General features: G+C 42.1%; 21 protein-coding genes. 16 read left to right on the top strand and 5 right to left on the bottom strand.

The genetic code is table 11. The features are described from left to right. Positions 1 to 93 precede the first annotated feature (93 nt). From V7K56_RS28170 to V7K56_RS28160, 3 genes are all read left to right on the top strand, one after another. A complete protein-coding gene (locus V7K56_RS28170; protein ID WP_334915882.1) occupies positions 94 to 837 on the top strand; it encodes an alpha/beta hydrolase in 744 nt (247 codons plus the stop codon). Positions 838 to 898: 61 nt separating this feature from the next. Next, positions 899 to 1078, top strand: coding sequence for a hypothetical protein (locus V7K56_RS28165; RefSeq protein WP_334915880.1), 180 nt, complete (start codon positions 899 to 901; stop codon positions 1076 to 1078). Between the two features lie 86 nt (positions 1079 to 1164). Then, positions 1165 to 1317 (top strand): hypothetical protein, encoded by a 153-nt coding sequence (locus V7K56_RS28160; RefSeq protein ID WP_334915878.1) that lies wholly within the window; start codon positions 1165 to 1167, stop codon positions 1315 to 1317. A gap of 296 nt (positions 1318 to 1613) precedes the next feature. Here V7K56_RS28160 and nagA read toward each other — a convergent pair whose 3' ends face one another. Next, positions 1614 to 2831 (bottom strand): N-acetylglucosamine-6-phosphate deacetylase, encoded by a 1218-nt coding sequence (nagA, locus tag V7K56_RS28155; RefSeq protein ID WP_334915875.1) that lies wholly within the window; start codon positions 2829 to 2831, stop codon positions 1614 to 1616. 159 nt (positions 2832 to 2990) lie between these two features. Between nagA and purE the strand changes: the two genes are divergently transcribed. After that, on the top strand, positions 2991 to 3509 hold the full coding sequence (gene purE / locus V7K56_RS28150; RefSeq protein ID WP_334915873.1) for a 5-(carboxyamino)imidazole ribonucleotide mutase: 519 nt from the start codon (positions 2991 to 2993) through the stop codon (positions 3507 to 3509). Positions 3510 to 3717: 208 nt separating this feature from the next. Continuing rightward, positions 3718 to 4497, top strand: coding sequence for a class II glutamine amidotransferase (locus V7K56_RS28145; RefSeq protein WP_334915871.1), 780 nt, complete (start codon positions 3718 to 3720; stop codon positions 4495 to 4497). Between the two features lie 39 nt (positions 4498 to 4536). Here the strand turns inward: V7K56_RS28145 and V7K56_RS37285 are convergent, their stop codons facing one another. After that, the gene (locus V7K56_RS37285; RefSeq protein WP_442940203.1) at positions 4537 to 4719 is read right to left on the bottom strand and encodes a hypothetical protein; all 183 of its coding nucleotides are present in this window, start codon (positions 4717 to 4719) and stop codon (positions 4537 to 4539) included. Between the two features lie 56 nt (positions 4720 to 4775). On the opposite strand from V7K56_RS37285, the gene V7K56_RS28135 reads away from it, so the two are divergent. From V7K56_RS28135 to cysW, 4 genes are all read left to right on the top strand, one after another. Next, entirely contained in the window at positions 4776 to 5351 is a 576-nt protein-coding gene (locus V7K56_RS28135) for an AMIN domain-containing protein (RefSeq protein ID WP_442940201.1), read from the top strand. Between the two features lie 311 nt (positions 5352 to 5662). Next, entirely contained in the window at positions 5663 to 6856 is a 1194-nt protein-coding gene (locus V7K56_RS28130) for a sulfate ABC transporter substrate-binding protein (RefSeq protein WP_334915868.1), read from the top strand. 153 nt (positions 6857 to 7009) lie between these two features. Continuing rightward, positions 7010 to 7870 (top strand): sulfate ABC transporter permease subunit CysT, encoded by an 861-nt coding sequence (gene cysT / locus V7K56_RS28125; RefSeq protein ID WP_334915865.1) that lies wholly within the window; start codon positions 7010 to 7012, stop codon positions 7868 to 7870. Then, positions 7857 to 8732: a sulfate ABC transporter permease subunit CysW gene (gene cysW, locus V7K56_RS28120; protein ID WP_334915863.1), complete on the top strand. Its 876-nt coding sequence runs from the start codon at positions 7857 to 7859 to the stop codon at positions 8730 to 8732. Before cysT ends, cysW begins: the two co-directional genes overlap by 14 nt. Positions 8733 to 8955: 223 nt before the next feature. Here the strand turns inward: cysW and V7K56_RS28115 are convergent, their stop codons facing one another. After that, complete coding sequence (locus tag V7K56_RS28115) at positions 8956 to 9105, bottom strand: hypothetical protein (protein ID WP_334915861.1); 150 nt, start codon at positions 9103 to 9105, stop codon at positions 8956 to 8958. Positions 9106 to 9559: 454 nt separating this feature from the next. Here V7K56_RS28115 and V7K56_RS28110 point away from each other — a divergent pair, with 454 nt between their 5' ends. The 5 genes from V7K56_RS28110 (at position 9560) to V7K56_RS28090 (ending at position 17152) form a co-directional block, all read left to right on the top strand. Then, entirely contained in the window at positions 9560 to 10966 is a 1407-nt protein-coding gene (locus tag V7K56_RS28110) for a nicotinate phosphoribosyltransferase (RefSeq protein ID WP_334915859.1), read from the top strand. A 4-nt stretch (positions 10967 to 10970) separates the two neighbouring features. Beyond that, positions 10971 to 11570 carry a nicotinate-nucleotide adenylyltransferase gene (locus tag V7K56_RS28105; RefSeq protein WP_334915957.1) on the top strand — a complete coding sequence of 200 codons (600 nt, stop codon included), beginning with the start codon at positions 10971 to 10973 and terminating at the stop codon, positions 11568 to 11570. Next, positions 11531 to 12277, top strand: a complete 747-nt coding sequence (locus tag V7K56_RS28100) for an NUDIX hydrolase (RefSeq protein ID WP_012411955.1) — start codon at positions 11531 to 11533, stop codon at positions 12275 to 12277. Before V7K56_RS28105 ends, V7K56_RS28100 begins: the two co-directional genes overlap by 40 nt. A gap of 105 nt (positions 12278 to 12382) precedes the next feature. Further along, positions 12383 to 14101, top strand: coding sequence for an NAD+ synthase (locus tag V7K56_RS28095; RefSeq protein WP_334915954.1), 1719 nt, complete (start codon positions 12383 to 12385; stop codon positions 14099 to 14101). Between the two features lie 60 nt (positions 14102 to 14161). Further along, on the top strand, positions 14162 to 17152 hold the full coding sequence (locus tag V7K56_RS28090) for a UPF0182 family protein (protein ID WP_334915857.1): 2991 nt from the start codon (positions 14162 to 14164) through the stop codon (positions 17150 to 17152). A 207-nt stretch (positions 17153 to 17359) separates the two neighbouring features. Here V7K56_RS28090 and V7K56_RS28085 read toward each other — a convergent pair whose 3' ends face one another. Beyond that, complete coding sequence (locus V7K56_RS28085) at positions 17360 to 18190, bottom strand: phytanoyl-CoA dioxygenase family protein (protein WP_334915855.1); 831 nt, start codon at positions 18188 to 18190, stop codon at positions 17360 to 17362. 346 nt (positions 18191 to 18536) lie between these two features. On the opposite strand from V7K56_RS28085, the gene V7K56_RS28080 reads away from it, so the two are divergent. Together V7K56_RS28080 and V7K56_RS28075 are read left to right on the top strand one after the other, a co-directional pair. Next, positions 18537 to 21203, top strand: a complete 2667-nt coding sequence (locus V7K56_RS28080; protein ID WP_334915853.1) for a TonB-dependent siderophore receptor — start codon at positions 18537 to 18539, stop codon at positions 21201 to 21203. Continuing rightward, positions 21191 to 22222 (top strand): iron-siderophore ABC transporter substrate-binding protein, encoded by a 1032-nt coding sequence (locus V7K56_RS28075; protein WP_334915850.1) that lies wholly within the window; start codon positions 21191 to 21193, stop codon positions 22220 to 22222. Before V7K56_RS28080 ends, V7K56_RS28075 begins: the two co-directional genes overlap by 13 nt. Positions 22223 to 22466: 244 nt before the next feature. Here V7K56_RS28075 and V7K56_RS28070 read toward each other — a convergent pair whose 3' ends face one another. Beyond that, entirely contained in the window at positions 22467 to 23462 is a 996-nt protein-coding gene (locus tag V7K56_RS28070) for an iron-siderophore ABC transporter substrate-binding protein (RefSeq protein ID WP_334915848.1), read from the bottom strand. Positions 23463 to 23469 lie beyond the last annotated feature (7 nt).

Below are 23469 nucleotides of genomic sequence, written 5' to 3'. Positions count from 1 at the left end.
TTCACATTCTTTTTTTGGCGAAGGCTAATAATTAGCTAATATTTTGCTAACAATAAGTCAATGAACGTTAGCAAAAATGTATTGGTATTGTATATGAGTCAACATTTCGTCCTCATTCATGGTGCATGGCATGGCGGTTGGTGTTGGGACGGCGTGATTCAAGAACTTGAAGATGCAGGTCACACCGCAGTCGCTCCAACGCTTCCTGGAAACAATCTTAATGATGACTGTGCATCGGTAACGTTTGCTGATTACCTAGACGCGATCGCGGCTGTGCTAGAGCAACAACAAGAACCTGTTATTCTCGTCGGTCATTCCAGTGCGGGTTTTCTGTTGCAAGCAGTTGCACCCAGAGTAGCCAAGAAGATTGCTCATCTTGTATTTCACAATGCCTTTATCTTGCCAAATGGTGCTTCGCAATTAGATATGCTTCTCCCCGAATCGGCCCAAATTCTGATTGATGCTGCGATCGCTTCTCCTGATAAAAGCATACCTGTTCTGGAAGATTTAATTCGTAATGCTCTCATGAAAGATGACTCAATAGAAGTACAAAATGCACTGCTGAGTCATCTGGTACCGCAACCATTCGTTCTATTAAATACCAAGGTCAATACCAATGACTTCTTTGCCTTAAATATCCCTCAAACAGTGTTGTTCTGCAAAGATGACCGCTCGCTTCCACAAGGAACCTATATCAAGATGGCACAAAGCCTTGGCACGTATGAGCTAATTGAATGCCCTGGAGGTCATGAAACGCTGTTCATTAATCCCAAAATTATTGCCGATGCACTGACAAAAATTGCCACTAATTCTACATTTCACGTGATCACTAGTTAAAAGCTAGCCTCATGAAAAATTTTTTATAACCCTCCTGCCTCTTAACTCCTAAAATTTTTTTATGCGGCAATTAACCCTTTCTATCAGTGGCATATTAGTCACCCTGAAGCGATTCGTGTCATACGATCGCGTCCCAGCCGACACAGGACAAACTGAATACAGTATTGTCGTCGGCATACTCTTGAATTCTGGCCCAGTGTATGAGCCTAAGTACATTTGGACAATTAGCCCGATGAATTAGCCCAACTCAATCTGATTGCCTGTCGCAAAGCCAAAAGTGCCACTGCTTATCAAACCAGTCGTGATTATGCCAGTGTTAGATTATCAATGCTGGGAGAAAAGGCTTGGCAACAACAATATGAAATGATCATTGCCTTGTACGAATTAGCTGCAGAAGTAGCTTTCCTATGCGGTGACTTTGAGGCGATGGAACATTATATTGATATTGTCACTGAACAGGCATATTCATTATTAACGTAAGTTGCTAGTTATACAAAAAGCCGTTTTTTAAGTACTGCTAAATACCAAAAAATAAAATGTTGTACTTAAGTAAAGGCACTTTTTGATAACTAGCAACTTGGGTTATTAGAAAAGGTCAATGTTTACCAAATTAGAATTCAAGCAAAGACCTCCCAGAATAAATTTGTCGAAGCCATAGCGATTGCCCGATAATTCATACAACAGCTTGGAGTAATTCTTCCAGAAATATTTACACCATATGATGTTTATCTCAGAAATGTACATTTTTACTGAGTATATTAACGCTTCTTTCCCTATCACCTTGATTCTTTTACCTGGATGCGAAATTTGCCCAATAATCGCTGCCAAGCTAGTTCTTTTGTCGCTTCATCCCAATGCCAGCGCAATAAATTAGCGGGTTGACTTTTGGCAATTCCAGGCAAACCAATCGCTTGTCTAGGTGCATCTGTAGCTAGTAAAATAGCAGTCTCTACATCACAAATCCCCCACTTTACCAAATTCTGCACTCCCACTAATAAGGGTAAAGTCGTCCCCGATAAAGTGCCATCGGCTAGTCGTGCTGTACCGTTTTGAACTGCAATTTGCCGACTGTCCCAAGGATAGATGCCATCGGATAGCCCCAGAGGTGAAAGAGCATCGCTAACGAGAAACAGCCCTTTTTCTTGATAGCTAGCGCGGAGTAATATTTGTAGCATCGTGGGCGAAACGTGTTCACCATCAGCAATAAAACCACACATCACATCAGGATGGGTAATTGCTGCCCCTAATAATCCTGGTTCGCGGTGATGTAACGGTGGCATGGTGTTGAAAGCATGAGTTACCATCGTTGCACCGAGTTCAAAAGCAAGTTGTGCTAGGGCTGATGTTGCCTGAGAATGTCCTAAACTAACGGTAATTCCCAAAGAACGCAAATATGGAATTACTTCACCAGTGGGATCTAACTCCGGCGCTAAGGTGATGACTTTTACAACATAGGCATAATCACCCAAAACCCGCTTTACCTCGTCAATTGTCAAGGGTAACAAGTACTCTGCCGGGTGTGCGCCGCGCTTTTGGTAACTTAAAAATGGACCTTCTAGATGTACTCCGAGAATCTTGGCAGATGACCTTACCCCCAACCCCTCTGTGTCAACAGAGAGGGGAGTAAAATTAGCAATGACTGCAAGCGATCGCTGAATCTTTTCTATTGAAGTTGTTACAAGCGTAGGTAAAAATCCATCTACCCCGACATCCCACAAAAATTGCGTTATTTTCTGGAGTACATGAGCATTTTCAGCCGTTAAATCAGGAAATGCCAAACCCAACGCACCGTTAATTTGCAAATCAACGCCACCCAATGAAATCCAGTCACCTGCAACATCTATCACGGATGCACAGATGTCTTTCTCTACTGTACCCATTGGCAAGATTTGCTCAATTATGCCCTCTTGATTAACCAAGAGTATCTGCAAATCTTTGTAACCAGGTACTCTAGCATTGATAATATCTACAGGATTTTGTGTTGCTTGGGTCATCACACTGACAAGAAGATAGCTAAATCTGATTTTAGATGCAACCAACATCAATGAATCAATTCAAACAACGCCAATAGATGAGATGATGATCCGCATCACCTAGCTTCCATAAGCTAGCTCAAATAATTTTGAATTTTAAATGTTGAATTTTAAATTATTATGACTCCCCTAGTTGGTATTATCATGGGCAGCGATTCCGATTTGCCCACTATGAAAGATGCGATCGCAGTTTGTGAAGAATTTGGCATTGAGAGCGAAGTGGCGATCGTTTCGGCTCACCGTACCCCAGAACGTATGGTGCAATATGCTCAACTCGCCCACCAACGCGGTATTAAGGTAATTATTGCTGGTGCTGGTGGTGCTGCCCATCTACCTGGAATGGTAGCGTCTTTAACTCCCCTTCCTGTGATCGGTGTTCCTGTACCCACTCGGAACTTACAAGGTGTAGATTCTTTGTATTCTATTTTACAGATGCCTGGTGGTATTCCTGTGGCAACAGTAGCGATCGGTAATGCCAAAAATGCCGGACTTTTAGCAGTACAAATCCTCGCAACTCATCAACCAGAATTGCTCGAAAAAGTGCAACAATATCGCCAAACCTTGTGTGAATCTGTAATCGCAAAGCAAACAAAACTAGAACAACTAGGCTATGAGCAATATTTACAGCAGATGTTTTAATAAATATTAATACCAGAGCAGCAGCGAAAGAATTACCTAACTTTTGACTTAATGACCAATGACAAATGACAAATATTTATTTTTGAGGATCATTTGGAATATCTCAGCCTTAAATTCTAAGATTGAAGCGATCGCTCCAGAATCAAGGCAGCATTCTGAAGTATCTTGATCCTGAGGCCTTAGTCAAAAATTGAGAGCTGCAACGTCCATGTGCCAACTGCTCGGAATGAATTGCAATGTTCCAACGGATATTTGCTTTTCTTTTGAAGGGTTTTCTGCACGGGGAGGAAAAACAGATGACCATAGCGATGGTTGGGGTATTGCTTTCTTTGAAGCAAAGGGATGTCGAATGTTTTTAGACGCTCAACCTTCTGTTGTTTCTCCGGTAGCGGAGTTTGTGCGGAGTTATCCCATCCACTCAACCCATGTTATAGCCCATATCCGCAAAGCTACTCAGGGTGAAGTTGCCCTACACAACTGCCATCCTTTCCGCAGAGAATTGTGGGGTCAGTATTGGGTATTTGCCCACAACGGTAATTTGCCAGATTTTGATCCAGAAAATTTGGGCTTTTATCAAGCCGTAGGTGACACCGATAGTGAAAAAGCATTCTGTACGATCCTAGAAACATTGCGATCGCGCTTTCCTAAAGGTAAGCCCGATATAAAGCAACTGTACTCTGTGCTGCAAGAAATTACTGCTGTAATTGCAAATATTGGTATATTTAATTACTTATTATCAGATGGAGAACACTTTTTTGCTTATTGTTCAACTAAACTCAGCTACATTGTTCGCCAAGCGCCCTTTGCCGCTGCTCATTTAATTGACCAAGACATGACCGTAGATTTTCGGGAAGTGACTACTGAACGCGATCGCGTTGCTGTCATTGCTACTACACCCCTAACTGACAACGAAGTTTGGACACAAATCCAACCAGGGGAATTACTAGTTTTTCAGGACGGGCTGCCCCTGAAATATGCATTCAGTTAATAATAAGTGGTTGTTCGATTTTTCCCATTTAGATAATTTCTAGATGGGTTTTGTTTTTGAGTGTGTGAAGTTGCCCGAATAATCGGTTTTGCTAGTCGCAATCACTTTGCTGCTACCTTTAGAAATAAATTTGGCATCAACCCCAAAGAATACCTGATACAACGGAAACGCTTCTTCTAGCAACCAAAAAACTCCCGCTAGCGACCAAAGCCACTTTTTCATGGCACTAGCTTATTGATAATATCTGTTGATAAGCAGGTGCAGTGTAGAGGAAACAAGTGAGACAAAAGCAGTTATTGAAGATTTTATTAGTGATGGCTAGTGTTTGGCTTTGGACTGCAATCAGCGCAAATACTCAGGAAGTAGTCAACGCGCAAAGCGAATCTATTGCATCTGAGCAAATCAATTCCAAATCAATTAGAAAGATTCGTCAACTCAGTGAAATAGAACTTCCCAACACTAGCGCCGAATTGCTTGTACAATCGCCAACACCAACCTCAGAAATTAATCAAGTTACAGGGGTGAAGGCAACCCAGACACAAAAGGGTATAGAGGTGATTTTACAAACTACTCAAGGAGCAAAGTTACAAATCACCAATCGCAGTGCAGGTAATAATTTTATTGCTGATATTCCCAATGCTCAGTTAAGTCTAGCTAATGGTGATCGCTTCACCTACCGCTCAGAGAAACCCATTGCGGGAATTACAGAGATAATAGTCATAAATATAAATGCAACTACCATCAGAGTTACAGTTGTCGGTGAAGCAAGATTGCCCACAGTTGAGTTATTTGACAGTAATGAAGGTCTAATTTTTGCTCTGACACCAGTAGCATCAACTACACAACTTATTTGATTTTGTTGTACTGCGTTGAGTCAAGTCAATCCCTAGAACAGACTCTCCTCAAAAATTAGCTATTCCCTAGCAAGTTGCTTGATGCATCAGGTAGCTGATTGCGATGCCTACAGTGGGCTGCACGTACGCAATTTGATAGTTGAAAGTAAAAGCATTTTTAATTTTTCACAAAACTGGTAAAATCACCATATTCTTGATAAAGAATATGAGGTTTTTTGGTGTTTGTACTAGATACATGGAATCATCCAGTATTATAAACATTATATAACTGTATTCCCATCAATTATTTGTAGATTAGTGGAGGAAATGGAATGAGTTTGTGGCAACGCTTACTGAAAAGATTACAAGCAATGTCTTACGACAAGCTGCTTCTCTGCGAGACGCTACGCGAACGCATCTACGCTGAACATAGAACCTATCGGTTCAGACTAAATTCGCTCAAAGGCTTCGTATCACTCTTTTTGGTAGGTACTGTATTGAGTGTAGCCCTTGCCGCCTGCTCTGGTGGAACAGCGAGTAATTCTGCCTCTGAAACCCCTGCTGCTAGTGCTACTCCTGTGGCTGCAAGCAAAGATAATGTTGAACTAACTCTGGTTTCCTTTGCAGTTACTAAAGCAGCTCACGAAGCAATTATTCCTAAGTTTGTAGAACAGTGGAAGAAAGATCATAATCAAACAGTCGTCTTCAAGCAAAGCTATGGCGGTTCTGGTTCCCAAACTCGTGCTGTTATTGATGGTTTGGAAGCAGATGTTGTTCACTTGGCACTAGCTGGAGACACCACAAAGATTGAGAAGGCTGGATTGATTCAGCCAGGATGGGAGAAAGAAGTTCCCAACAATGGTATTGTCTCCAAATCTGTTGCAGCAATAGTCACTCGTTCCGGTAATCCTAAAGGCATCAAGAACTGGCAAGATTTAGCCAAAGACGGTGTGAAATTGATTACTGCTAACCCTAAAACTTCCGGCGGTGCTAAGTGGAATTTCTTAGCACTATGGGATTCTGTAATTAAAACAGGTGGCGATGAGGCTAAAGCTACTGAATTTGTGACTAAAGTTTACAAAAATGTGCCAATCTTGCCTAAAGATGCGCGGGAAGCTACTGATACATTTGCCAAGCAAGGGCAGGGAGATGTCTTAATCAACTACGAAAACGAAGTTATTTTGGCACAGCAAAAGGGCGAGAAGGTTGAGTATGTCGTTCCCGATGTGAATATATCCATCGACAATCCGATCGCCGTGGTAGATAAAAACGTCGATAAGCATGGAACCCGCGAAGTTGCTGAAGGTTTTGTGAAATACCTCTATAGCCCAGAAGCACAGCAAGAGTTTGTCAAATTGGGATTCCGTCCTGTAGATGAGACTTTAGCTCAAACCAAGGAAGTCACAGGCAAATTTCCCAAGCTGAAAACTTTAGGTACAGTTGCAGACTTGGGCGGTTGGGAAGCAATTGATCAGAAGTTCTTCGCAGATGGGGGCATATTTGACAAGATTCAAGCCAAAAAATAATTCGTAATTCTTAATTCGTAATTCGTAATTATCACCCCACAACTTTCTTTTCTTCAGAATTAAAAGTAGTTGGTCTGTGCTGGAATTACGAATTAGCAATTACCAACACTGGCAAAAAGCTCCTTGTGAATTTTAAATTTTGAATTTTTCACTATGACATCTGTATCTCCTTCTGTGGAAGTTGAACGCAAAACGTTATTCTGGAAGAGATTGGGGCGAGTTCCTTGGACTTGGCGAATCACCATTGCATATTTGACGGTGATGTTGTTTATCCCCATAACTGCAATGTTTCTGAAAGCAGGTACAGAACCTCCATCTAGGTTTTGGGCGATCGCAACCAGTGATATCGCATTAGCAACATATAATGTCACTTTTGTGACGGCAATATTTGCTGCCTTATTAAATGGGATTTTTGGAACTCTGATTGCTTGGGTTCTGGTTCGCTATGACTTTCCCTTAAAACGCTTGATTGATGCCACAGTAGATTTACCCTTTGCACTGCCAACTTCGGTAGCAGGGCTAACCTTGGCAACAGTTTACAGCGATAACGGCTGGATAGGTTCGCTACTAGCACCACTGGGAATTAAGGTGTCTTTTACCCGCACGGGAGTAGCGGTAGCAATGATATTTATTTCACTACCTTTTATTGTGAGAACTGTGCAACCCGTGCTTCAAGAAATGGAACATGAAATTGAAGAAGCTGCCTGGTGTCTGGGTGCTTCTCAATGGCAGACCTTCTGGAAAGTGATTTTGCCACCTTTATTTCCCACGATTTTGACTGGTGTTGCCTTGGGTTTCTCTCGTGCAGTTGGAGAGTATGGTTCGACTGTGATTATCTCTTCCAATACGCCCTTCCAAGATTTGATCGCACCTGTACTGATTTTTCAACGGCTAGAGCAGTACGACTATCCTGGTGCAACAGTAATTGGCATAGTTTTACTATCGATTTCGTTGGTACTGTTATTAGCAATTAATTTCTTACAAGCATGGGCAAGGCGATATGACACTAGATAAACCAAGTTTTCACTCATCTGCATCTGTATCAGATACAGCCAAGCCGAAAGAACACAAGAGTTGGGTGCCAATAGTTTTGATTGGGGTAGCGATCGCCTATTTAGCCCTAGTTCAATACATCCCAGCAATCAACGTTTTTGTCCAAGCCTTTAGTAAAGGTGTTGGGCCGTTTCTGTCCAACCTGACGCGACCAGCTTTTATCCATGCAGCTTGGCTAACACTGTTGTTGGCTTTGATTGCTTTGCCTGTAAATACAGTGTTTGGACTATGTGCAGCTTGGGCGATCGCTCGTCATAAATTTCCTGGACGCGCCGTAGTTTTGAGCATTATTGACCTGCCCTTTTCAATTTCGCCCGTAGTTGCAGGATTAATGATTGTGCTACTTTACGGCCGGAATGGGTGGTTTGGCCCTTGGCTTTTGGCCCATGATATCAAGGTTATCTTTGCCTTTCCAGGTATGGTGCTAGCTACAGCCTTCGTGAGTATGCCCTTTGTGGCGCGGGAAGTGATTCCGGTTTTAGAAGAATTTGGTAAGGATCAAGAAGAAGCTGCTAGAACTCTAGGTGCGAAAGATTGGCAGATATTTTGGCGCGTCACCCTACCCAGTATCAGTTGGGGTTTACTCTACGGTTTAATTTTGACTAATGCCAGAGCAATGGGTGAATTCGGAGCGGTTTCAGTCGTATCTGGCAACATTGCTGACCGAACCCAGAGCCTACCACTGTTTGTAGAAGACGCTTACAAACAGTACGAAACTGAAGCGGCTTTCTCTGCGGCTGTACTGTTAGCGTTGCTAGCAGTAGTAACCTTGGTGCTGAAGGAGATTCTAGAACGGAAAACCCGCATTAAAGATGTTGAATAGAATCCCCAGAGAGTTACTCGCCAAAGCAAGAATCAGTGAAATGCTTTCCTGTTCAACATTCAAGCCTGGGTTACGAGTGCGATCGCGGCTGCTAATTGCAAATATGGCCCTATTTAATCATTAGTTAACAACGAGATATCCGACTTATCTAAGAAGTCGGATATCTAAGTTTTGTGATTTTCACAAATTATTATTTAAGTTGCATTCCTATATTCAACACCTACTAATTATCATCTTTACGCCGATCATAAGGCTCACCTGTAAAAGGTTGTAAGCCAATAACAGGATAAGCATCATCATTAGGTCCAAAAATCCGCATTGCAGCTTCAGAAATATACTGGGTTATGTTCGCAATGATTTCGGAAATAGTCATAATATTTGACTCCTTATTTTCGAGTCGCCATTGATTGTCATACCTATACTTTAATGCTGATATTCAAGGCTTGCTTTGATTCTCAATATCTTGAAATTATACGCAATATTTATTCAGATAACTTTGCAATACTTTAATTTGTCAAAAAGCCAAACTTTTCTTATTAATTCTAATTGTAATTTAGCTATTTTTTCAACCCCAGTCTGGAAAAGAGGTTCATAAACAAACTTGCTTTACCAAAATATTATTTTCCTTCATCAGCCGCCTGATCTAATTAACATTATTACTAGCTATTACTATTAAAAAATATTAATTTTTTGATGAATTTAGGATTAAGCTGCCGATAAATCTACTGTTTTACGACAATCTCAGACAATATACTCGCCAAGAGTTGACATTATTTATGGTAAATATTACCATAAATAAAAGAAGCATCTTTTAAGGAAGCTCTTGCATGACAACTTTGCCAGATTTGGACTATGTACATAAACAGCAAAGCCAGCAGAACCAGGAACTGAACCTTTCTGCCGATGACTACAGCTTGCTGACCGACCTTTACCAGTTGACAATGGCAGCTTGTTACACAGGCGAAGGTATAGAACAACGACGGGCAAGCTTTGAATTGTCTGTCAGGCGATTGCCAGAGGGTTTTGGTTATTTAATAGCAATGGGGCTGACGCAGGCATTAGAATATTTAGCCAAAATCCGCTTTAGTTCCGCGCAAATTACGGCATTACAAGCAACAGGCATTTTTGCTCATGCTGGTGATCGCTTTTGGTCACTTTTAGCTGAGGGAAAGTTTACAGGTGATGTTTGGGCAGTACCAGAAGGGACGGCTGTATTTGCCAATCAACCACTGTTGCGAGTGGAAGCACCCCTTTGGCAAGCGCAACTAGTGGAAACTTACCTCCTAAATACGATTAATTACCAGACTTTGATTGCTACAAAAGCAGCACGGTTGCGGGATGTAGCGGGAGAATCAGCAACACTTTTAGAATTTGGCACAAGGCGAGCATTTAGTCCCCAAGGGTCTTTGTGGGCAGCACGAGCGGCGTTGGCAGGTGGGTTAGATTCTACTTCCAATGTGTTAGCAGCGCTACAACTGGGACAAAAGCCAAATGGTACGATGGCACACGCCTTAGTAATGGCATTGTCAGCAATAGAAGGCACTGAAGAACAAGCTTTTAGTGCATTTCATCGATATTTTCCGGGTGCGCCATTGCTGATTGATACTTACGATACCATTGCTGCTGCCCAGCACTTGGCCGAAAAAGTAAATTCCGAGAAAATGCAATTAACAGGAGTGAGATTGGACTCAGGAGATTTAGTTACCTTATCAAAACAGGTGCGATCGCTCCTTCCCGGTGTGCCAATTTTTGCTAGTAGCGACATAGACGAGTGGGAAATTGCCAGATTAAAAGCTGCTGGGGCTGAGATTGATGGTTACGGACTGGGAACACGACTAGTTACAGGTTCGCCCGTAAATGGAGTTTATAAACTTGTAGACATTGATGGCATCCCAGTCATGAAGCAGTCCAGTGGTAAAGTTACTTATCCAGGGCGCAAGCAGATTTTTCGCTTGTTTATGGGAGGTCAGGTAAAAGCAGACAGATTGGGACTCTTAGGCGAAATTCCTCTGGAAGAAGAACCTTTATTACAGTTGGTAGTGCAAGAAGGTGAACTGGTGCAGCCATTGGAGTCGTTGGCAACAATTCGTCAGCGTACCGCCGCCTCAGTTGCCAGTTTGCCAGAACAGACACGGCGTTTAGATCATCCTGTCACGGTGCAGGTGGAGATTTCTGCCGCACTGCAAGAGTTGACTGAGGAAACTAAAAAACGAACCGCAAAGGACGCAAAGTAAGATGATGAGAATTGCTTTGTTTGGAACTAGTGCCGATCCACCAACAGCTGGACATCAAGAAATTCTGAATTGGTTGTCTGAGCGTTATGATTGGGTAGCGGTTTGGGCAGCGGATAATCCATTTAAGTCCCATCAAACACCCTTAGAACATCGGGCGGCAATGTTGCGACTGTTGATTGCGGATATAGACGCGCCACGGCACAATATTGCTTTGGAACAAGAATTAAGTAGCTTCAGAACACTGGAAACAGTGGAAAAAGCTAAGTTTACTTGGGGTGAAGATCCTGAATTAACGTTGATCGTTGGTTCCGATTTACTGAATCAGCTACCACGTTGGTATCGCATTGAAGATTTGTTACAGGAAGTGCAACTACTGATTGTCCCGCGACCGGGATATGCAATAGATGAATCTAGTTCAGAGGTAGTGCAAAAGCTGGGAGGGAAGATTGCGATCGCTAGTCTGATCGGTCTAGATGTTTCCTCAACAGCTTACCGCGAACATGGAGATCCCCAAGCCCTCACAGCCCCTGTAGTTGCCTATATTAATCAAGAGCATTTGTACGAATGCCAGGACGTTCACAAAAAAAGATACCAACTCCGTTAAACCAACAACCTTTGGCCGATTTCAAGGTTGGTGTTGATAATGTAATTTTTTCTGTAGATACTGTACAAAATCGGCTGTTAGTTCTACTAGTAATGCGACAGCAAGAACCATTTTTAAATCATTGGAGTCTTCCCGGTACTTTGGTACGTCCAGGAGAGTCTTTAGAAGATGCCGCCTATCGCATTATGGCAGAGAAAATTAAGGTCAACAATCTCTACTTAGAACAACTGTATACATTTGGCGGCCCGAATCGCGATCCACGGGAAGCAACTGATAGTTATGGTGTGCGTTATTTATCAGTTAGTTACTTTGCCCTAGTGCGATTTGAAGAAGCCGAATTGATTGCCGATCGTATGACTGGCATTGCTTGGTATCCGGTAAAACAAGTGCCGCAATTAGCTTTTGATCATAATGAAATTCTGGCTTATGGACATCGGCGGTTACGAAATAAATTAGAGTATAGCCCAGTGGCTTTTGAAGTCTTGCCTGAAATGTTCACCTTGAATGATTTATATCAGTTATACGCCACAGTTTTAGGTGACAATTTTTCCGATTATTCTAATTTTAGAGCGCGTCTACTCAAGTTAGGTTTTTTATGCGATACCGGAATTAAGGTATCACGAGGTGCTGGTCGTCCAGCTAGTTTGTATAAGTTTGACGCTGAAGCTTTTGCTCCCCTAAAAGATAAACCTTTAGTGTTTATTTAACCAATCTCTATCCAAAGTTCAGAATTAAAAGTCTTAAGTTTAGAGCAACTTATGACTCTTGATAAATGACAAATGACAAATGATCAATGACAAATGACAAACAATATGAAAATTGCGATCGCTCAAATTAATCCGACAATTGGTGATTTGCTTTTAAATGCCCAAAAAATCCTGGAGGCGGCACAACAAGCAGCATCTAGCGGTGCACGTTTGTTGTTGACACCAGAACTTTCTTTGTGTGGCTATCCACCAAGAGATTTATTACTAAATCCTAGTTTTGTGGAAGCGATGGGCATCACTTTACAAAACTTGGCTCAAGATTTACCATCAAATTTAGCTGTGTTGGTAGGAACTGTTGAATCGAATATCAAAGCACATATTACTGGCGGTAAAACTTTATTTAACAGCATGGCTTTGTTAGAGAATGGCACAATCAAGCAAGTTTTTTACAAGCGACTTTTGCCTACTTACGATGTCTTTGACGAACGTCGCTATTTTGAAGAAGGTTTGCAAGCCAATTATTTCACTCTCGATAATATCCATATTGGCGTAACTATTTGCGAAGATTTATGGAACGATGAGGAATTCTGGGGCAAACGTAGTTATGCAGTGAATCCGATTGCTGACTTAGCAATTTTGGGTGTAGATTTCATTGTAAATTTATCTGCTTCGCCCTACACGGCTGGTAAGCAACAGTTCCGCGAAATCATGCTCAAGCATAGTGCAGTACGTTTTCAACAACCAATGATTTACGCTAATCAAGTTGGGGGAAATGATGACCTAATTTTTGATGGACGTAGTTTTGCCTTAAATCGTCAAGGTGAAATTATCAGTCGCGCTCGTGGTTTTGACACTGATTTATTAATAGTAGAATTTGACGAGGCGCAACATGATTTCCAGTTGGGTTCTATAGCACCTGTCTATGAATCGGAAGATGAAGAAATTTGGCAAGCGTTGGTTTTGGGAGTACGAGATTACGCTCGTAAGTGCCGCTTTTCTAAAGTAGTGTTGGGTTTAAGCGGCGGGATTGACTCTGCAATAGTAGCTGCGATCGCCACGGCTGCACTTGGTAAAGAAAATGTCCTCGGTGTTCTCATGCCTTCCCCTTACAGTTCCGAGCATTCCATCAGTGATGCTGTGGCATTAGCCGAAAATTTGGGGATTAAGACTAATCTTTTACCAATTGGCGAGTTAATGCAAGGCTTCGATCATACTTTAGATGATTTGTTTGCGGGTACGGAGTTTGGACTGGCTGAAGAAAATATCCAATCTCGGATTCGCGGTAATTTATTAATGGCGATCGCTAATAAATTTGGCTATCTGCTTTTATCTACCGGTAACAAGTCAGAAATGGCAGTTGGTTACTGTACACTCTACGGCGATATGAATGGCGGGTTAGCAGTGATTGCAGATGTTCCTAAAACCCGTGTGTATTCACTTTGCCATTGGTTAAATCGCGAGCGTGAAATCATCCCGGAAAACGTCTTGACTAAGGCACCCAGCGCCGAACTCAAACCAGGCCAGGTAGATCAAGACTCTCTACCGCCTTACGAAATTTTGGACGATATTTTGCAACGCCTGATTCACAATTACCAATCAGCAGCGCAAATTGTTGCAGCTGGTCACGATGCGGTGATTGTAGACAGAGTAATTCAAATGGTGGCGCGGGCTGAATTTAAACGGCGACAAGCACCCCCCGGCATAAAAATCACTGATCGCGCTTTTGGAACTGGTTGGCGAATGCCAATTGCTAGTAACTGGGTTGGTGTCAAAAATGCTTACCAGACTAAAAGCAGGAACCATCAAGTCACGCCATACCGCTAACGGAGTTTTAAAACAAGCTGGACTTCCCAAAGCCTTTTAGAGGGGTAAAATTACATATCAATGTATTGGAAATGGGGTTTTAGACTGTTAATTGTATTCTTGGGGCTGTGGCTACTCCTGGATCTGGGTTCCCGTCTGGGAGCAGAAATTTTTTGGTTTCAGGAAGTCGGTTATCTCCAAGTATTTTTGTTGAGGCTGCTGACTCGTGGTATTTTGTGGATAGTCGTGGCTGGAATAACTGCTGCCTATCTACTGCTAAACCTGGCTTTAGCACAACGGCTAAAATATTCCCAGTCTCTAAAGATTGAGCAAGCAGAACTCAACAGTGAATTAACAAATTTTCTCAGTCCTGATTATCCAAAACGCAACAAAACCCGGATACTTGGGCAGCAACGCTTTCAATCATTAAAATTGCGCTGGTTATTACCCTTAACTGTGGTTCTGAGCATGTTGATTGGGTTAATGCTGGCTCACTATGGTCAAATTGCTCTTTTCTACTGGCATTCTCCAGTTAATCAGACTATTCTACCCATTCCCGCCCTGTTCCGACCGGAGACAATCTGGCAACTTTTGAGGCAGATTGTCTCTCAAGTCTGGTATCTCAGTTTAATTGTGGGAGTAGCGATCGCAATCTTAATCTATCCTCAATTTTTACTCACTGCGATCGCAATTCTCTCCAGTCCCATTTTTGCCTTCATCATATTCCGACACTGGCCAAAGGTGCTGCAATATTTCCACCCCACTCTTTTCAACAGCACTGAGCCTTTATTTGGTCGAGATATCAGCTTTTACATATTTTCCTTACCCTGTTGGGAACTGTTAGAACTCTGGTTGATGGGATTATGTTTGTATGGCTTCGTCGCCGTTACCCTCACTTATCTCTTGTCGGCAGATAGTTTAAGTCAGGGAATTTTCCCTGGTTTTTCGGCCCAGCAGCAGCGTCATTTATTCGGTATGGGTGGCTTGTTGATGCTGGTAGTGGCTCTGAGTTATTGGCAAAGTCGCTATGAACTCGTGTATTCTAGCCGTGGTGTGAGTTATGGTGCTAGCTATACCGATGTGACATCCCAGTTGCCAGCTTACACCGTCTTGGGCATTGTGGCAGTAGCGATCGCCTTTTATCTACTTTGGCGAACGTTTTTCTGGAAACCCAAATCTCAGTATCGTTCTTTTGTATTTTACGGATTAGGGGTTTATCTAGTATTAGTTGTAGCTGCTGATGTTGTTTTACCTACTGTAGTGCAATATTTAATTGTCCAACCTAATGAGTTGCAACGAGAGCAACCCTACATTCAGCGGACTATTGCCTTGACTCGCCAAGCATTCGATTTAGAGGCAATTGATTCTAGAAGCTTCAATCCCCAAGGAACATTGACTGAAACTGATATTCAAAAGAATGACTCGACAATTCGGAATATTCGCCTGTGGGATCAGCGACCACTGTTAGAAACTAACCGTCAACTGCAACAAATTCGCCCGTATTATCGGTTCCCTGATGCCGATATTGATCGATATACTCTCAAAACAGATGAAACTTCACGCCGACCCTCTGCCGAAAAGTCGGCAGAACCTAAGCAGGAAGTAGTTGAATCTACAGAACGGCGGCAGGTATTGATTGCCGCACGAGAATTAGATTATAGTGCCGTTCCGCAGGAAGCTCAAACATGGGTTAATCGCCATTTAATTTATACCCACGGTTTCGGGTTTACTGTTAGTCCAGTTAATACAGTTGGGCCGGGTGGGCTACCAAAATATTTTGTTAAAGATATTAGCGGTAATAGTAGCGCTCTCACAACTTCTAATGAAGCCGTTCGTCAAAGTATTCCGATTGGGCAACCCCGGATTTATTACGGTGAGATTACTGATACTTACGTAATGACTGGCACAAGAGTTAGAGAGCTAGACTATCCTAGCGGTAGTGATAATGTTTACAACTATTATGAGGGTCTAGGTGGCGTTGAAATCGGTTCAACATGGCGACGGTGGCTATATGCGATGTATTTGAAAGATTGGCAGATGGTTCTGACAAGGGACTTTTTGCCAGATACAAGAGTGCTAATGCGACGAAATGTCAAGCAAAGAATTCAAGCGATTGCACCCTTCCTGAAATTTGACAGTGATCCCTATTTAGTTGCTGCTGCTGCTAATCAAGATTTACCAAGTAATCCTAGTTATCTTTACTGGATTGTTGATGCTTACACAACGAGCGATCGCTATCCCTACTCAGACACTGGTAGCGATGGGATCAACTACATTCGCAATTCTATCAAAGTAGTGATTGATGCCTATCACGGCACTGTGAAGTTTTACATTGCCGATCAAAGCGATCCAATCATTGCCACTTGGTCAGCGATATTTCCCGATATGTTCAAACCACTCAGTACAATGCCAGTCAATCTCCGCAGTCATACCCGATATCCGGAGGGCTTCTTCAAAATTCAATCTGAGCGGTTGATGACCTATCACATGACCGATCCTCAAGTATTTTACAATCGGGAAGACCAGTGGCAGATTCCGAATGAAATCTATGGTAGTGAACCCCGTCCAGTAGATCCGTATTATTTGATTACTAGTCTACCCAGTGTAGACTTTGAAGAATTTATTCTGCTCCTACCCTATACTCCCAAACAACGGACTAATTTAATTGCTTGGTTAGCGGCGCGATCGGATGGCAAAAACTACGGTAAGTTGGTGCTATATGTCTTTCCTAAAGAACGCCTGATTTACGGAACAGAGCAAATTGAGGCGCGAATTAACCAAGACCCAGTAATTTCTCAGCAAATTTCCTTGTGGAATCGCCAGGGTTCGAGAGCTATTCAAGGCAATCTACTAGTAATTCCCATTGAGCAATCGCTGCTGTATGTAGAGCCAATCTATCTAGAAGCCACACAGAATAGTCTGCCAACCTTGGTACGGGTAGTAGTGGCTTACGAAAACCGGATTGTCATGGCGCAAACCTTAGAACAAGCATTGCAGGGAATCTTTAAACCAGAAGTTACACCAGCGCCGGCGATTATCCGTCCCTTTGAAGAAGCAGTCCCGCCGGGTTAAGCGATTTTAAGACTAAAAAGTTATACCAATTTGAAAAAAGAATGCGATAAATAGACCATTTGTAGAGACACGATTTATCACGTCTTTACCGAAAGATGTGTTGCAATCATTAATTGAATGAGATGTTGATAACACACTAAAAAATTATTCACCACTGATGAGCTAGAAAATTTCTTATGTCTTTTTTAGAGCGAAAAAGTCGATTTTTCAGTTAGCTAGTAATGACTGCCTTTTGTCGTGCTGCGAACCAAAATATTCAAAGTAGGAGTAGCTGTGAACCGATCGCGTGTGCCATTCGGTGACAATGGCCTTGCGGGTAAGTGATGGATTGGGTGCAGGCATAGTGCCATGAATGACGTTTGGATCGAATAACACTACATCACCCTTATTAATCGAGAATGGAACTCTTGGTAGATCTTTTGTGAGAGAGGCTGTTTTCTGACAAACCACTTTCCAAATAGCTCGGTTTTCCAAAAATGCACTCTCTGAATCATTTGGTGATGGTGAGCGAAGCAGCTCAAAAATCTCTGGGTTGCCGCCCAGAACCTCATCATAAATACGAAGACGCTCATTGTTATGCGTTCCAGGTATCACATAAAACATTCCGCAGTCTGGATGGATATCTTCGAGGGCACACCATGCACGACAGACTTTCTCAGGTGGGTCGCGGAACAACATTACTGTGTCCGAGTGCGGTTCGCGGCCTCTTTCCCATAAACTTGTAAAGCCGTATTGAAGTACCGCCTCTTCTTGGAAAAGGGCATTCAAATATTGACGAAGTGTCGGATCGTTTCTAAGACTTTTTGTATGTTCATGGTTATCATCGAGGGCTATTAGTTCCTCCCCAAAGGCTTTTTCGTTTTCCAGTGGGTCTTTTCTCCAAGGAAATTTCTGATAAATGCCATGTCGGCGTTGAATTTCCTCACAAGCTGCTACATGAGCATCTATCAGTTCCAAAGGCAGAATTTTTTCGAGTACGACGTAACCGTGCTTACGGTAGTGGTCGATCCAAGAGCTATTAGCTTTTTCGCTGTTCATGGCCATACATCTAGCAAAAATTAGTTTAAAAGCTTAACTGAGATTGATAGTTAAATTTATCACCTGAACTTGAATAAAAATGCTCAAAGATAATACCAGTTCATAAATATTTACCAATATAGTTGGTTAGATATTTTTAACACTACTAATACTACATTGATTGCGATCGCATCTATTTGTAATTTGTCAAAGTTTTATCACCAAAAATATTGGTATTGTACGTAATAGTTGGTATTGTATTAGCATTTATGTTGCTAAAAGATAAAAGCGGATTGCTGATGCGATCGCCATATCTTTAGCATATTTTGTGGTGTGCTGACTTCAAAGCAAATAGTGAGGAGTAATAGTGGTTTTAAAAAAACTTTCTATGTTGTTTTGGCAGTGTGTTTTATTAACTGCCTCAATCGTAACGTATACTCACCCTGTTCTAGCCCAGCAGATAGCAAATGCGACCTCTAGGCAACTTTCACTCAAACAGACAGCAGCTAATCAAGTCGAACTCAGTCATGATGTTTTGAACCTCAGCGATGTCCAATCTGCTCTTACCAGCGCTACATCCTTATTAAGGACACCGCGTCAGCAAAATGTCCCCGAACTTAGCCAAGCAGTAACTCCGGTGGTATCGGTAACAGACGTGAAAGTAAATGCCACAAATAAAGGTATAGAGGTAATTTTAGTCACACCCAGTTCTGAGAAATTGTCCGTTTCTGGAAAAACTGAAACTAATTCCTACGTTGTAGATATTAAGAATGCCCAATTGCAATTGGCTGGTAGGCAGAGTTTCCGACAAGAGAAACCAGCAGCAGGTATTACCAATGTAATAGTTGCACCTGTGGATAGCAATACACTGCGGTTAACAGTGACTGGAGAAACAGCAGTACCAATAGTGGAATTATTTGACAGTCAGACTGAGGGGTTGGTATTTGCAGTGAGTACTACTGCATCGACGGCACAGCAGCCAACGCCACCACAGCAGACACCAGAGAACCAACCAGCCATAGAATTAGAAGTGACTGCTCCACCAGACACTGGTTATCGCGTGCCTGATACCACTACCGGGACAAGAACAAATACGCTAAATCGAGACATTCCCCAAACGGTTCAAGTTGTTCCCAGGCAGGTGATTGAAGATCAAGCAGACAGACGCATTGGCGATGTCTTGAGAAATCTTGGTATTGGTCAGAACGCGGAACCAAGCCGCATTGGCGAGAGTGTGATTATTCGTGGTTTCAGTGTTGAGGCTTCAAATACTCTCAGAGATGGCTTGAGAGATAACCTGACTAATTTAATTGGTAGTACATTTCAAAATGACCTTGCCAACATAGAACGTGTAGAGGTGTTGAAAGGACCAGCCTCGGTGCTGTACGGGAACGGCTCGCCGGGAGGTGTATATAATCTAGTAACTAAACAGCCCTTGAGTACACCTTACTACTCAATAGAGGGCAATGTCGGAAGCTATAGCTTATATAAATCCTCCATAGACTTCACAGGTCCACTGACTGCTGATAAAAAGCTGTTGTATCGCTTGAATACCGACTACGAAAATTCCGGTAGCTATATTGATTATGTATACGCAGAGCGGGCTTTTGTCGCACCTGTGATTAATTGGCAACCGAGTCAAGACACAAAACTGACTATATCAGGGGAGTATCTTAATTCACGACAATTGGAATTCTTCCCTCTAGGTTTACCAGCAAAGGGGACAGTACTACCTAATCCAAATGGCAAGATTTCTCCTAACACCCATGTGGGAGATCCGACGCAAGACAAAGTGAAAGTGACACAAGGTCGAGTTGGCTATAACTTTGAGCATAATTTTAGTGACAAATGGTCTTTGTACAATAGCTTTAGCTATGCGTTTATGGAGCGACCTTACACTATCACCACAGGACTAATAACTTTACAGGCAGACAACCGTAGCCTTAATCGCTATTACCAAGCCTGGGACCCCTTTGCCATGAGCAATTTTTCTCAAGACACTCATGTGGTGGGTAAGTTCAACACTTTCGGTCTAGAGCATCAATTGCTCGTCGGCGTTGATTGGTATCAACGTATAATTTCACCCTATGGTTTTACACAACGAACCTTTCCTTCGATTGACATTTACAATCCAGTTTATGGACAGACACCAGGAAACATCACCAGGATTTTGAAACGCAAACTGAGCTACAATCAGCTAGGAGTTTATGTTCAAGACCAATTAGCGATCGCACCTAATTTGAAGCTGGTGTTGGGTGGACGCGGTGACTTTGCAAGGCAAAGGGACGTTATCAACTCAAGTCTTAGCGATCAATCCGACTCGGCGTTTAGCCCACGCTTGGGCATTGTCTATCAACCGATTCCACCAGTTTCACTCTACGCTAGCTACAGTCGCTCTTTTGACCAGGCGATCGGTACAAGTGCCAACGGCAATACCTTTGTGCCTACCCGTGGTACTCAGTATGAAGTCGGCGTCAAAACCGACTTGCTGAATAATAAGTTATCTGCAACACTTGCTTTGTACCAACTCACCCAAAGCAACATTGTAACAACAGACCTTAACGATCCCACCTTCAGTATCCAAGTCGGTGAGCAGAGAAGTAGAGGCGTTGAGCTATTTTTTACCGGGGAACTTGCCCCAGGATGGAATATTATTGCTGCTTACAACTATACTGATGGTCGTGTGATTCGTGACAACACTTATAAAGTCGGAAGTTTACTCGCTAACACTCCTGAGAATAGCGCTTCAATATGGACAACTTATATTATTCCTAAAGGTGAATTGCAAGGGTTCGGAGGCGGCTTGGGTGTGTTCTATTTTGGGGACAGGCAAGGTGATTTGACCAACACCTACACGTTGCCGAGTTATGTTCGCACTGATGCTGCTCTATACTACCGCCACAACCAATTCCAGGCAGCACTCAATTTCAAAAATCTGTTTGATATTCTTTATTATGAAGGTGCTTTTAATATTAATCGGGTTTTTCGGGGTGAACCGTTCGAGGTAGAGGCAACTTTAAAGTGGCAATTGTAAAAGTAACAATCATGCAAAAGTGGCTATTTTTAATGGCATTGTTACTACTTTTATTATTGTATAGTTGTAACTTGTGGACGTTACCAGCTAACAAAAGTTATCTGTTAACTAAATCACCCGATAAAACAAGTATGCGCGTGGTTAAACACGTCATGGGTGAAACTATGGTTCCTACCCATCCACAACGAGTTGCTGTTTTGATGCCTGCTTTATTAGAACCTACTTTTGCCTTGGGAGTCAAGCCCATTGCTGCTCCAAAAAATACTGTAGATAACTTGCAGCAATTAGTAGGCAAGCTTAAAGGTATTGAAGATATTGATTTTGAATCACCGAATCTAGAGACACTTTTACGAATCAAGCCAGACTTGATTTTAGGCTTTAGTTCCCATCAGAATATCTACCCACTGTTGTCTCACATTGCGCCTACAGTTTTAGGTACTTTTGACCCAAATGCACCGTGGAAAGGGTTCTTCGCTTTTACAGCCGACGCTTTGGGAAAAACTGACTTAGCACAGCAGTTAATGGCTAACTATTATAGGCGTTTAGCACAGTTAAGAGCTTCTATGAGTCAGCGGCGATTAACTACGGTTGTATCAGTAGTCGAATTGCGTAGTGATGGGTTTTTCCTACCGGAAGCTGCTTCTTTTGAAGGAGAAGTTTTCCGCGATGCTGGTATTCAACGTCCGTCAAATCAGTTACTCAGTTTTGAAACCAGCATCCGCTTGCGCTTAGGAGGACGCTATGCTTTTCTTCCCATATCTGAGGAACTTTTGCACGAAGTTGATGGAGATATCTTATTTCTAGTTGAAGATTGGCCAGCAGCAAATCCAAATCTTAGCTCAATACAACAGCATTTACTGGCATCTCCACTATGGCATAAGTTAAAGGTTGTGCAACGCTCAAAGGTCTACGGAGTTGGCTCTTACTGGCGTGGTATGGGTCCAATCTCCGCAAACCGAATTATAGATGATTTAGTCCGATATTTAACAAAACCTATGAAACCAACTACTACACAATAAATGTGTTGTAGTCAATGCTAATACATATAGCGAACTTTGAGCATTTTTTCTTGTTAAGTGCCTAATTCTAATTTATCAAGATTTAAACACCAAAAATATTGGGATTGTACGTAATAGTTGGTATTGTATTAAAATTCCTGTTGCTAAAAGATAAAGGCTGATTGCTGAACAATCTTTATCATATTTTGTGGTGTGCTGACTTGAAAGCGAATAGCAAACAGATGATTTTTGATTTTTCATTTAATTAATTGTTGTCAACTAAGTACTTAAACAAATCATCCAGTACAAGATTTGCAGATAAATAATAACCAACAAGCCAATGTTGCCCTACTATATGAACTTTATCTTGCTTGACTACATTGAGTTTTGACCATAAAGGTTGTGTTGTCAACTGTTGAATTGCCAGCTTTGCATCGTCGGGTTGAGAAAAGTTAGAAGTTATAACAAATAAAACATCTGCATCTATCAAACTCAGAAGTTCAGGGGATATAAAGTACCAACTAGTATTACCAAATATCTTAGTAAAATCTGGTACAGCACTCGGTTTTTGCGAGGGCGGACGGTCTAAACCAAGCTCCTGTAAAATTGAACCAGAAAACGAGTTTTCAGTGCGGATAATTATCCTACCTGGAAAAATATGTACAACGGATACCTGAATTCGTTTGAGTTTTTCGCCCATGCTTGCTTTGAATTGGGCTATTCGTGCATTGTAAAGCGCTGCTATTTGTTTTGCCTTTTGTGTTTGACTTAATGCTTGGGCTAGTTGCATAAATAATCTTTTCCAGCCTGCGACATCTTTGGTAATTTGGTATACAACAGTAGGCGCAATATGCGACCATAAACTGTAGCTTTCTAAAAAACCGAAATCGATGCTTACGATCAAATCTGGCTTCAAAGAGAGAACTTTCTCAAAGTTAGGTGGCAAGCCAATGTCTACAGCATCAGAACGCCGCGATGATGCTGGTATTTCTCTTTGAGGATAGCCAAAAAGTTTTACTCCCAAGCTAATAGCTACTTCCGTAGATTGGGGATCTAGTGAAATAATCTTTTGCGGATGTAGGGGAATTGCTGTTTCACCCATTGTATGTTTGACTACACGGACATCTGCTTGAGATGGTGATTTAGGTAAGGGGTTATGTAGGTGTGAAAACAAGCTGCAAGCACACAATGACAAAAGGCAAAAAACAGAAATAGCGCGGATAAGCATAACTATTGGTAGCGGCTGACCGTTAATTGTCAATGGTCAA

The organism is Nostoc sp. (assembly GCF_036917535.1).
In the GTDB taxonomy this organism is placed as follows: domain Bacteria; phylum Cyanobacteriota; class Cyanobacteriia; order Cyanobacteriales; family Nostocaceae; genus Nostoc.
The sequence above is the reverse complement of the archived record's forward strand: the minus strand, read 5'-3'. Positions and strand labels throughout refer to the sequence as shown.